The organism is Paenibacillus glucanolyticus (genome assembly GCF_037333485.1).
Taxonomy (GTDB): domain Bacteria; phylum Bacillota; class Bacilli; order Paenibacillales; family Paenibacillaceae; genus Paenibacillus_AQ; species Paenibacillus_AQ glucanolyticus.
In genome coordinates this window covers 388,770-401,257 of sequence record NZ_CP147845.1, presented here as the reverse complement: position 1 = coordinate 401,257, position 12,488 = coordinate 388,770, and the positions used below count along the sequence as shown (strand labels likewise).

Below are 12,488 nucleotides of genomic sequence, written 5' to 3'. Positions count from 1 at the left end.
TATATCAGAACGATGTGTTTCCTGCTGACAAGTTATAGGGGTCAAGCATTATTGTTCATTAACTCCACTGTAAATATCCACAACACATCCATCCTGACTCTCTGTGGCTAATCGCTTGAAGTCCGCGCTGGAAATGCGCACGCCGCCTGTGCGGTAACGGTTCCGGATTGAACCGGCGGCTACATCCTGTCCGTTGATCGTGACACGGGTCTCCTCACGGCTATCAATGTGATAGCTGAACGTAACCGGGATTCCTGCATAATGGAATTCGAACTGAAGACCATCGAGTGACGTCGGCAGAACCGGGTCGATCACGAGATCGCCCCCGGCTTCACGAATGCCAAGCGCATTGGAGATCAGCTGGTTCATATAAATCCCTGGACCGCTGGAATAAATTCTCCATCCTCCCTTGACGGGCACGCGTCCGCTGCGCAGCTCATCAAAAGATTCCTGTGCATCATAGCGGGTGTTGAACTTCCCGTCGGAGCTGCTGAAATACGCATTGCTCTGACGCAGCTCCGCATTCGGCACAACCTCGGTAATGCCGATCGGGTTGATGCGCTCAAGCCCGCTCCATACCTCGCTCCTCTTGCCAAGCTTCGCCATGGCCTCCACAAAACGAATGTGCGCATGCACATATTGAAGGCCCACTTCCCGGCCAAAATTGGCTGCCTGCTCCGCCCGCTTAAAGTGGGTGCTGACGCCGCCGGCATATACAGCCGGACGATTCATCAGCCTCACCCCGTCCGGGCAGAACAATTGTTCACGGATAATCTCGTAATGGCTGGCTGCCTGCTCCGGCGTTAACAGCTCACTGATCATGCTGCGGGTCATTGGCAGCAATCGATACTGGATTCCTGTCTCCTGATCCGTTGGATGGAGCAGGAATTTGCTGTGCTCTTTGCTCTCCATATATACAAATCCAGGAATGACTTCGGAATTCAAGATGTACGTATTGAAATCCCGCTGGATTCCTTCAGCGAGTTCCCCCATCTCAGCGGACATTCCTGTATCCACGTTCTCCATGACATGGGAGAACTGATTCAAGGTCTGATACGTCAAGGCTACCGTCCAGCTGCTGACCATGAACTGTTTCAATTGGGCGTTGGCCGGCTGCAGCGTATCATCCCAGTCCCCGTCTCCATAGGAAGACAGATGGGTGTCATGAAGGAAATGATTCCGAATGTAGGACAATTGTTTCTTCACATGCTCAAGCACGGTATGCGATTGCTCTGTAAAATCGAAGCTGTGTTTTCTAGTATAAGGGACGGCCAGCTCCAGAATGTCGTAATCATGAGTAACGGCCAAATAATCGCCAAGCACCTTAAGCGGCCAAACGATAATGTCGCCATGGCTTTCTTCCTGCTGTATATGTGCATACTGATCAAACATGAACCACTGCGGCCAATTCCCGTCATCTTCGTATTGGTGGGAGTATACCTCCAGCAGAATATCCCGAACCTGCTCGTATTGATGAGTTGCCATGAAATACTCGACAGGTCCCTGGCATACATCGCGTGTCCCCCACGCCGCACCGCCGTATTGTTCCAGCCCGTGCGGTACGGAATAGTGAACCAGCATGTTGTGCGTGTACCACCAGGCCAGCGCATTCACCTTGAACAAGCTGTCATCCTGACCATCCTTGAAACTTAAGTGGAACCCGTTCATGACCGAAGCATAGAACGAGCGGTAGCTTGCGATCTCCTCTTCGGCCTGCCGAGCCTGAATCGGAGCATTCGCCGCATCGAGATTGCCTTGTATGGTCATAGTCCATTCAGCGCTCTCACTAAGCCTTAACACCGTCAGGGAAGCATCTCCCGATACAACATTGCTTGCCAGAGCGGTTTCGTCTGTAACATGCACATCAGCTCCATTTACCTGAAGACGGTAATGGAGATCCTTGTATACGGACGCGCTGAGCGAAGCCGAATCCGCACGGAATGTGATCACGTTGCCTTCCTGAACACGGTGATACGGAACCTCATATTCATTGACGTCCATCGTCATTTGCATAGTGACCAGATAACGGTAAGCCCTGCCGCTCTTAGAACGAACCTCAAGCGTCAGCTCCGGCGATGCGGCCGAGGTGAAGTTGGTAATGATCAGCATGTCATTGTCAGTCTTATAATACCACCGTACATAGTTAAAGCCGATCTCAAACACGGATGGCATGGTAAGAAGACGGTACTTCCCGTCAATGTCTACATAGATACGCTGACCGGACGTTTTGAGCACGTTAAGCGCGCTTCTGGCGTGGCTCATCATTTTGTTGAAGTTGGTATTGCCCGTAACCACCTGAGAATTGAACACCCCATACATGTACGAGGTTGTCGTTAGGACAGGACTGCCAAGCGTCACATTCTGACCGCTCATCAGGATATGACCGTGCGGACGCTCCACTCGAAGCTCTTTCTCCTTCATGACGATATGCTCGTAGGTATCCGTGAAGAAGGACAACAGCTCTTCCCCGTCACGCTCCTCTTGGCGGCGTACAGGATACAATGCCTTCAACTCGTCTGCAGTCAAAGGCACGGTACGCAGAGGTTCCCCAAGGAACTCCGATCGTTCCGTGCGCGTTAGTTTATGACCCGTTCCTGTCATGCCGATAGCTTCAACCTGCTGCCAAGTTGACTGAAGCTCATCCTGGAACTCCAATTCGGTGACAGCCTCAGGATGATGCTCTTTAAACAATCCATAAAATACGAATCTCGCCTTGCCATCAAGCTTGAGGCATGGTGACTGCAGCGCAGTGTAAGCAAATTCATATTGATACACTTCATTAGCCAGGCTCTCCTTGGACAAGGCCTCCGCTTGGTTTGTCTCCTTATAAGAAAGACCAAAAAACTGAAATCCATCCGTGGCATAGCCAACGGCTGTTGTCAGCGCGCCTTGCTGAAGATAGGGGAACACGCCTCCCTGCGGCTGGTTTTGACGGGAACACACGACATAACCCAGTACTTCCTGTTCAAACACGGCATGGTCGATATACTGGGACAAATACGCTTCATTGGTTCGAACGGCGCCCGGATGCGCGATCCCTACGTCCTGTCCATACACAACATCAACTTGGATCCCTTCCCCTTGGAGCTCAATATCCCAGAACCAGGCTCCTGATTCTGTCGGGGTGAATAGTACCTTATAGGCAACTCCCTTAACGTTTCCTTCCCACATCATCCGATTATCCAAGCAGGTAACCACGCTGTTCGAATGCACCCCAAGCAGGGGAATCGCCTCGATGCCGGCCTCGGTATGAATTCTCAGAAACAGATTGTTAAGGGCACCATCAATCGAATTGGAGAGGAGCTGGTTTATCATGGTGCTGCCGTAAGTCGCCTGAAACAGATCACCGCTAGGCAAAAAGGTAAACGTTAATTCTCCCGCCTTGAGAACCATCTTGTCATCGTTCATTACATTGCTGGCTGTCACAAGTATCACTTCCTGTCTGCAAAAATATGTGTTTATTTCCGAAGTCGAAACCGCCGTGTCTCTGTATCCCTGCTATTCTTTCCGACCATAATATCGAATTCCCCCGTATCGCTGGTGAAGGATAGATCCGAATGATGATAGCGCAGCTGTTGTTCGGTCAGCGTAAAGGTTACATCCTGTTGTTCGCCTGGCTGCAGCTGTAGCTTGCGGAAAGCCTTCAGTTCCTTGACCGGTCTGACAACTTCGCCGGATCGATCACGAATGTACAGCTGTACTACCTCTTCGCCGGCCATGTCTCCGGTATTCGTAACCGAAACCGTGACCTCCAGAGATTCATCCGGCGATATTTCATCCGTTGACAGCGTCATGTCCCCATATTTGAAATCGGTATAGCTTAGACCGAAGCCAAACGGAAGCAGCGGCTCATTCGGAATGTCCAAATATTGCGATACATAGCGCTCCTGCGCGTCTGGCGCATCCTTCGGACGCCCGGTGTTGAAATGGTTATAATATACCGGTACTTGTCCAACGGAATATGGAAACGACATGCTGAGACGGCCGGAAGGATTCACTTCGCCTGTAAGCAGTGCAGCTACAGCTGCTCCGCCTTCAGTTCCCGGGAACCAGGCTTCCAGTACTGCATCTGCCTCATCCAGCACACCGTGCAGATCCAGCGGGCGGCCGTTGAACAAGACGGCAACCATCGGCTTCTGCAGCGTTTTGAGGTGCTGAATCAGCTGCAGCTGCGGCTGTGGCAATGTAATGAGGGCGCGGCTGCCCGCTTCTCCGCTCATCTCGGAATCCTCCCCCAGCGCAAGCACGATAACGTCGGCTTCCATCGCAGCCTTCATGGCTTCTTCCAATTGCCGTCCGGTCATTGTGCTCACACCGCAGCCCTCGGCTACCGTTAGCTGACCAGATGGCAGCTTGGAGCGAAGGCCCTGCTCCATCGTCACTGCATCTTCCTTGGAGCCCGTCCACGACCATGGGCCGAGAATATCGCCGCTTGCAGCAAAAGGGCCGATCAATGCAACACGCTGCTCCGCTTGCAGCGGCAGCAGAGCTTCATTCTTCAGGAGCACGCAGGATTTAGCCGCTGCTTCCCGTGCCGCCTGACGATGCTCATCGCAGAACACGATTTCCCGCTCAGCCTGCGGATCAGCTCCCCTCGTAGGACGCTCAAACAGTCCGAGGCGCTTTTTCAAAGTTAGAATGCGCAGCACGGCCTCATCAATCAGAGACTCATCCACACGTCCCTCTCGGACCAGTGCCGGTAAATGATGAACATAACTGGAAGTCATCATCTCAATGTCCACGCCAGCTTCCATGGCCTTCAGTGCCGCTTCTTCTTCATCCTTCGCAATGCCATGGGGAATCATCTCTTTGACCGCTCCCCAGTCGGAAATCAGTACACCATCGAAGCCCCATTCGCTTCGCAGCAAATCGCGCATCAGCCTTTTATTGCCGGTAGCCGGGATTCCATCCACGGTATTGAAGGCGGTCATGACCATCTCGACGCCTTCATCCAGCGCCGCCTTGTATCCAGGCAAGTAATATTCCCGCAGCTGACGCTCGGACATGTCCACCGTGTTGTAATCACGGCCACCTTCGCCTGCTCCGTAGGCAGCGAAATGCTTCACGCAAGCTGCAAGCCGGTTCAGGTCGCCGCTCAGGTCGTCACCCTGAAACCCCCTGACAAAAGCTCGCGCAAATTCACTGTTCAAATAGGGATCTTCGCCGGTCGACTCCATCACGCGTCCCCAACGGGGATCGCGAACCAGGTCCACCATTGGCGCAAAGGTCACGTGAAGACCGGATACCGCAGCCTCACGTGCAGCGATCTCCGCACTCCGCTCGGCAAGACTCGGATCCCACGAACTTCCCATTGCCAGCGGCACCGGAAAAATGGTCTTGAACCCATGCACGATATCGGCCATGATCAGCAGCGGGATTCCCAGCCTATTTTTGCGCATATGCGCTTCCTGAACAGCGATAACTTCCTCTGCACCCGCTAAACCCAACACGGAGCCTGCATTACTTACAATGGCATCCGTTATGCCGAGCGACTCCATAGGACCTGTAATCTGTCCGGATTCCTGAGTTCCTTCGAAAAAAGGGACGGCCAGTTGTAGAAGCTGCGCGATTTTTTCCTCCAGCGTCATCTGATCTACCAGAGAAATCAGCTGTTGATCTGCCATTTCCCATCCTCCTTTGTCTTTGCAACATTCCATTCTACATAAATTCGAAACGTTTTGATTTTATCAAACACAGTCGTTTTAAGCCATTAAAATATAGATGATATAAGGTTTTAATGCTAATTATGAACAGACTTTAGATTGAATAAATCACATCATATATCTCTATATATTCGAAACGTTTCAATGAATTTGAACAGAAAATTCAGGGCAGGGGCAGCCAATCCAGCACCCGCTGAATTTTGTTGTCCCAATATCCCCATTCATGTCCACCCGGCTCTTCTTCGTATGTGATATGAATTCCCAGGCTGTCCGCATATCGTCTAAAGGTTTGATTGTCCTTATACAAAAAATCTTCGGTTCCGCAGCATTGATACAGCATCGGTTTGTTTCCGGTGTATGCGGCAAACTCTGCAGCTAAGAAGAGCAAATCATCCCGGCTCCCCCGCACGTTCTCCACACGGCCGAAGATCGTGCGGATCTCCGACTCCTGAAAGCCCGCTCCTGCTGCGCGGCTGGCAAGATCCAGCCCGCCCGACAAGCTTGCACCAGCCGCATAACGCTCCGGATAGCTAAGCGCAAGCTTAAATGCACCATACCCACCCATGGAGATTCCAGCGACAAAGGTATCTTCTCTTCGGCCAGACACCGGAAAGAACGTCCGAACAAGCTTGGGAAGCTCTTCGCTGAGATAGGTGAAGTATGGCAGCCCATTCGCCATATCCATGTAATAGCTGCGCCCGAATCCCGGCATCACGAGTGCGAGGCCTTTGCTCTCGGCATATCGCTCGATGGATGACCTGCGCATCCATTCGGTATGATCTGCCCCTCGTCCGTGAAGCAAATAAAGCACCGGCAGCTTCGAAGAAGAACGGAGTGGCATTAAGCTGCCTTGGGGTAGAAACACCTCCATGCTGGTGGACAGCTGCAGTGTTTCCGAATAAAAATCACATGTGATCCACGCCAAGTTCCTCATCTCCGATCCGGCACCTTAATTCCCTGCTTTACCCTTTCCTACCGATGCACGTTCCATCATATCTGTAGTCAGCATGTAAGACTGCTTCACCGATTCACCGGCCAATGCTTGAAACAGCAAATGGGCTGCAAGCGACCCCGCTTCACTCTTGGGCTGTCTTATGGTCGTTAACGGCGGATTTACGTATTCGGCTAATTGGATGTCATCATATCCGATGACAGAGATGTCATTCGGTACCGATATCCCGCATTCCTCAAATGCCTTCAATCCACCGATGGCCATTTCGTCATTGCCGTAAAACACAGCCGATGGGAGCGATCCCTGCATAATCAACATTTTGGTGGCATTATAACCGCCCTCGCGCACAAAATTGCCGCTGAGACGCCATTTCGACTGTTCCTCCAGCCCAGCCTCCGCAAGTGCTCGCAAATACCCTTTGTAACGTAAATGGTTATCATAAGAATCAGAAGAACCACTGATATAGGCTACATGTTTGTGTCCATTCTCCAGCAGATAACGGGTAGCCGTATATCCTCCCTGCTCTCCGTCAACCAGCACGTTAAGCAAATAATCACTGGACAACTGACGATCCATCACAACGATCGGAAATTGGGGACCGGAGGTCTCAACCAGAACTTCATCACGAATATTGGGTGCCAGAATGATGGCTCCGTCCGCCCTCTTCTCGCGCAGAAATTTAACCGCCGTCGAATCTCTTCCGCCCATCGAGCTGCAAGCAATCAGATCATAACCGTTGGTTAATGCCACTTCCTGCACACTTCGAATCAGTTCAGAATAATAAGGGCCGGACAGATCCGTCAGAATAAGCGCGATGGTCTTGGTACGACTCCGCTTCAAATCCATGGCGAATCCGTTCTTCCGATAATTCAATTGTCTTGCTGCATCGAGCACTTTGGATCTTGTCTTGGAACTCACCCTGCTATCGCCGCTTAGTGCATAGGAAGCGGTTGACAACGCAACCCCGGCGAGCTTTGCCACATCCTTAATCGTTGCCATTTCCTTACGCCCCTTCTAGTACATAAAAAACTCTATTTAACTTATTTCATACCGGAGATCGTATATCCTTCAATAATGTGTTTTTGGAAGAAAGAAAATACGATAATAATTGGAACGACCATGAATGCCGCGCCTGCCATCTGCAGACCGAAGTCAGATCCATGCTGTCCTTTCAGAAGCTGCAAACCAACCGAAAGCGTGTAGAGCTTCTGGTCGTTTGCCATAATGAGAGGCCACAGGAAGCTGTTCCAGGCTCCAATGAACGCCAAGATTCCCTGTACCGCGAATACGGGCTTTGTGATCGGAACGATCAGCTGGAAGAAGATACGCAGCTCCCCTGCTCCATCAAGCCTTGATGCCTCGATTAAATCCGTTGGAATGGTGGACATAAACTGACGGAATAGAAAAATACCGAAAGCGCCAACCAAGCCCGGCAGCACAATACCTGCCATCGTGTTGGTCAAGCCCATTGCATTGATCAGCAGATATACTGGAATCATGGTAACCTGCCCTGGAATCATCATCGTGGCAAGCACGAGATAGAACAGCTTTTTATTGCCAGGGAATTCGTATTTGGCGAATGCATATCCTGCAAGCGCATTAAGGAACAGACCGACAAAAGACCAGAACACAATGATAAGTGTATTTTTCAAATATACAATAAAGTCCAGCTTCGTAAATAAGTCCACATAATTCTTAATTGTAAATTCTTTTGGTAATAACGTTGGCGGAACCGCTGTAAATTCATTTTCCGGCTTGAACGAGGACGTGATCATCCAGATAAACGGAATCATCATGAGCAGTCCTCCTGCAATGAGCAGCACCGTCATGACTGTTTTCTCAATTCTTTTAGCTGCCATACTCTAAAGCCTCCTTCAGTTACGATACGGGATGGTCGCTTGAACCTGAGCCTTAATATTCGACATCTTTTCTCTTGACTGCGAATTGCAAGACCGTTACAGCAATAATGATGATGAAGAGTACAAACGATCCTGCGGCCGCATAGCCAAAATTGCTAAGCTGGAAGCCATTGTTATAGATAAAGAGAGCCATCGACATCGTGGAGTTGAGCGGGCCACCCTTGGTCATAACCAGCGGCTCTTCGAAGAATTGAATCCAGCCGATCAATGTCGTAATGGTGACAAAGAAGGTCGCGAAGCTAAGCAGTGGTACCGTAATGTACAGGAGCTTCTTCCATTTGCTTGCACCATCAATCTCCGCAGCTTCATAATAGGAGCGCGGAATCCCCTGCAGCGCAGCCAGGAAAATGATCATGTTAAGTCCGATGGATTTCCAAACGGCCAGAAGAATCAGCGATAGCTTGGCTAGTGCCGGATCTGTCAGCCACTGCTGAGCTGGCACTCCGAACCAGGACAATATATGGTTAAAGAGGCCGTAATGGCTGTTATACAAGTAACCCCAAACAACCGCGACCGCCACAATATTCGTAATGGAAGGCATATAATACACGACGCGGAATGTCTTAAACAACAATCCCGTGCCATAGTTAAGCAGCAGGGCAGCGCCCATGGCAAGCATTACGACAAGCGGAACTCCGATAATAACATAGAACATGGTGTTAAACATGGATTTCAGAAAGACCGGATCTTTAAATACATTGATAAAATTATCAAAGCCAACGCCTTCAATGTTTGAATAATTCGCGAGGCCGGCAAGGTCAATATCCGTGAAACTGATGACTAGCGCAATGATGATCGGAATGATTGAGAACGTCAGAAGCAGCACCAGTGCGGGCGCAATAAACATATAAGGATACTTATAATGGTTAAAGCGCTTGATAAAGTTCTGCAATGTCATTCACCTCCTGCAAGTGTGGGTTTCTCGATATAAGAATAACGTACGTTTGAAGCAGTCAGGCTTGTTTCATCCTTCGATGAAACAAGCCGGGCTGCGTTTAAGACGCACTCTTATTTTTTGTTTAGCATTTCGGTAGCTTTTTGATTCAGAAGATCCATTTCTGTTTTGATGTCAGCTCCACCAACGGTAATTTTCTCAAAAGCTGCAATTGCTTCCTTGGAGATCGCATCCCACTCCTTAATGAACGGAACAGGTTTAGCGTTTTCGAGCTGCTTTCCAAAGGTAGCAAAAATCGGATCTTCAAAGCGTTGATCTTCCCATGCACTCTTAACAGCAGGCAGGTTTTTAGCTACATCGTAGTTGGTCAGCTGCGATTCTTTTTCACTCATGAAAGAGATGAATTTAACGGCTTCCTCTGCATTTTTGGTTGTGTTGAATACCGACATGTTCGCTCCACCGAGGAACGATGCATTGTTTTCTTTAGCCGGAAGTGTTGTTGTTGCCCATTTACCTTCAATCTCAGGCGCTTTGTCTTTAACACCTTGAATCATCCAAGGACCGCTGATAAACATCGGGAATTGTCCGTCTTTAAATGCGGCAAACAGATCCAAATCGCTCGCAAGCGGCGTCATTCCGGTATCGTAGAAGCTCTTCAGGTATTCCATGGCTCCCATAAATTCCGGTTCGTTAAAATGAGGCTTCCGGTTCTCATCAATCATGTCGCTTCCATTCTGCCAGGCAAACATGGACAGGTAGTTCATGTCTTTGGCATCAATGGTAATGGCGTAATTGCCGTTTCCTCTAGCTGCCAGCTTCTCACCGGCATCCTTCATTTCATCCCAAGTCTTAGGACCTTCCGGGTAGCCAACTTCGGCCAGAATGTCTGTGCGATAGAACAATACGCGTGTCTCCACGTACCACGGGATACTGACAACCTTGTCATCATAACTCATGGTTTGGATAGCACCGTCAAAATAGTTCTCTTGTTTCAGGCTAGGATACTGCTCAAGATACGGCGTCAGATCGAGCAAAGCTCCAGCCTGGGCAAACTCTGGAATCCAGGTGGTTCCCATTTGCACGACATCAGGACCACTCTTCGATGCAACCGCTGTAAGCAGCTTGTCATGTGCACTGCCCCAAGGGATCAATTGAACGCTCACCTTAACGCCTGGATTTTTCTCTTCATATTCCTTAATTAAGGTTTCGTCTGTTGTGTCACCCATCAACCAAACTTTCAGTTCTTTCTTGCCTTCGCCGCCTTCCTTGGCATCTTCAGACCCACCAGAACATCCCGCTAAAACAACCGAGAACATCAGCATTGCTGCCAACGTCCATAATAATGATTTTTTTCTCATTCTACATTCACCCCGTTTTTAATGTTTACCAGCATGCAAAACGTAATACGGAACTTAAATTGAAAGCACTTACTTCGAAACGTTTCGATTTTATTCGAAAAAATAAAGACGCCGGATAAAGTACAAATCTATAATCCTAATGTCTCTTCATTCCCCCTATAAAGCACCTTCCCATGCTTATTTCAGGTATAAACATGCTTTTGTGTATTCATAATAATCTGCTTGATTGCTTGATAACTTCAAAAAACGCATTCTGTTTTGAAACGTTTCGACAAGTTCATTATAGCTTCCCTTGAGAGCGATTTCAATATCCTTTTTATTTTTTTATGAGTCTATTTTTTGACAAGCGCTGTGAGCTTCGACCCCATAAGAAAAAGCAGCCGGCCGGAAGCATGCCTGCTGCTTTATAACATTCCATGTTATTTTTTCTTAGTGAGGGCTGGAAGCGTCAGCTTGTCTTGCATTCTTGTCGTGGAGGTTATGATTCAGCGAGCTGTTCTTGCTAAGCCGTGCATGCACCATGAAGGATAAGCAGGACAACACCGCAACGCCTGCTGCCAGCCACGCCACTGGCGTCAATCCCCCGCCATCATACATCGTTCCCATAGCATAAGGACCTATCACCCGTCCGACAGCTCCCATACCGCCTGTAACGCCGATATAGAACGGTGCTGCATGACCTGCCCGCTCCGAGATAAAGGCCGGTATAGCAGGTGAGATGAGCATTTCGCCGAGTGTAGCCAGCACCATCGCAAGCACCATACCCGGATAGCTGTGCATCGCCACAATAACGAGGTAAGCAGACAGGTAGAACAGTGCGCTCACCGTCATCTGGCTGCTCTCCGTCCGGGCAAACCAGCGCTTGATTGCATTGGTCAGCGGCTGTGCGGCAAAGATCAATATGCCATTAAGGGTCCATAAATAACCATAGGCTGTCTTGGACATCCCCTCTGAGATGATGAAGGGAGAGACGCCCGTATTCCAGATCGAATTCCCGAACCACAGAAACAGAGAGCCCAAACCCATGAAGAGATAAATTCGGGTGTTTCCCAGCAATGCCCAAGCACCGGGGCCTGCGGGAAGCGGAGTTTTGGGCTGCGGGTGATGGGACTGCTCCGGTACGCCGGGTCCGTCCAGCTTCGTCAGATAGGACAGGAAGAAAATCGCAAACCCGAAGGAAGTGACTCCGTTTAAGACAAAACTTAAATGATAGGATATCTCTGCCAAAAATCCACTCATGGCCGTACCTAGCGCTACACCGATATTGTTAGCAACATAGATGACATTGAACAGCTCACCCCGTCGATCGGCAAACCGGAATCCGATAAAGGCCTGAATGGCCGGCATGGATACTGCGTTGCAGAACCCGATGAATCCCATCATCGCGATGAAGAGGCCCCATAGTCCGTTAATGAACGGAAGAGTAAACAACCCCAGCGCATTCAGCAGCAGGGAGCCCACGATGAGTTTCTTCACCCCAATTCGGTGATACATGGCCCCGCCCAGGAGCTGGCCCGCAATTCCCCCCATCGATTGAATCAGAATGACAAAGCCGGCATCCTGCATGCTGCGTCCCAGCTCATCAAATACATACATCGTTGTCAGCGGCCACATCAAGGAGCCGCCTGCAGAGGCAACGAGACTTGCTACAAGAAAACCTTTAACTTCCTTAGGGTACTGCTCCAACCATTTCATGTTTAT

Annotated in this window: 8 protein-coding genes; all 8 read right to left on the bottom strand. The window is 49.8% G+C overall.

All coding sequences use genetic code 11. The features are described 5' to 3' along the window. Nucleotides 1–48: 48 nt before the first annotated feature. The 8 genes from WDY75_RS01755 to WDY75_RS01720 all read right to left on the bottom strand — a co-directional run bounded on the left by WDY75_RS01755 (nt 49) and on the right by WDY75_RS01720 (nt 12,482). A complete protein-coding gene (locus tag WDY75_RS01755; protein WP_063478022.1) occupies nt 49–3,426 on the bottom strand; it encodes a GH36-type glycosyl hydrolase domain-containing protein in 3,378 nt (1,125 codons plus the stop codon). A 32-nt stretch (nt 3,427–3,458) separates the two neighbouring features. Then, complete coding sequence (gene bglX, locus WDY75_RS01750) at nt 3,459–5,624, bottom strand: beta-glucosidase BglX (protein ID WP_063478023.1); 2,166 nt, start codon at nt 5,622–5,624, stop codon at nt 3,459–3,461. Between the two features lie 202 nt (nt 5,625–5,826). Then, a complete protein-coding gene (locus WDY75_RS01745) occupies nt 5,827–6,588 on the bottom strand; it encodes an alpha/beta hydrolase (protein WP_006213135.1) in 762 nt (253 codons plus the stop codon). A gap of 24 nt (nt 6,589–6,612) precedes the next feature. Further along, the gene (locus WDY75_RS01740; protein ID WP_006213136.1) at nt 6,613–7,614 is read right to left on the bottom strand and encodes a LacI family DNA-binding transcriptional regulator; all 1,002 of its coding nucleotides are present in this window, start codon (nt 7,612–7,614) and stop codon (nt 6,613–6,615) included. A gap of 41 nt (nt 7,615–7,655) precedes the next feature. Continuing rightward, complete coding sequence (locus WDY75_RS01735; RefSeq protein ID WP_006213137.1) at nt 7,656–8,474, bottom strand: carbohydrate ABC transporter permease; 819 nt, start codon at nt 8,472–8,474, stop codon at nt 7,656–7,658. Between the two features lie 52 nt (nt 8,475–8,526). Continuing rightward, nucleotides 8,527–9,432, bottom strand: coding sequence for a carbohydrate ABC transporter permease (locus WDY75_RS01730; RefSeq protein WP_063478024.1), 906 nt, complete (start codon nt 9,430–9,432; stop codon nt 8,527–8,529). Between the two features lie 110 nt (nt 9,433–9,542). Further along, a complete protein-coding gene (locus tag WDY75_RS01725) occupies nt 9,543–10,787 on the bottom strand; it encodes a sugar ABC transporter substrate-binding protein (protein ID WP_006213139.1) in 1,245 nt (414 codons plus the stop codon). A gap of 429 nt (nt 10,788–11,216) precedes the next feature. Further along, complete coding sequence (locus tag WDY75_RS01720) at nt 11,217–12,482, bottom strand: MFS transporter (RefSeq protein WP_063478025.1); 1,266 nt, start codon at nt 12,480–12,482, stop codon at nt 11,217–11,219. Nucleotides 12,483–12,488 lie beyond the last annotated feature (6 nt).

Bases quoted from the DNA above. Each gene is read 5' to 3' on its own strand.
- bglX (WP_063478023.1), bottom strand. From the start codon at position 5,624: ATGGCAGATCAACAGCTGATTTCTCTGGTAGATCAGATGACGCTGGAG.
- WDY75_RS01720 (WP_063478025.1), bottom strand. From the start codon at position 12,482: ATGAAATGGTTGGAGCAGTACCCTAAGGAAGTTAAAGGTTTTCTTGTA.
- WDY75_RS01730 (WP_063478024.1), bottom strand. From the start codon at position 9,432: ATGACATTGCAGAACTTTATCAAGCGCTTTAACCATTATAAGTATCCT.
- WDY75_RS01740 (WP_006213136.1), bottom strand. From the start codon at position 7,614: ATGGCAACGATTAAGGATGTGGCAAAGCTCGCCGGGGTTGCGTTGTCA.
- WDY75_RS01725 (WP_006213139.1), bottom strand. From the start codon at position 10,787: ATGAGAAAAAAATCATTATTATGGACGTTGGCAGCAATGCTGATGTTC.
- WDY75_RS01735 (WP_006213137.1), bottom strand. From the start codon at position 8,474: ATGGCAGCTAAAAGAATTGAGAAAACAGTCATGACGGTGCTGCTCATT.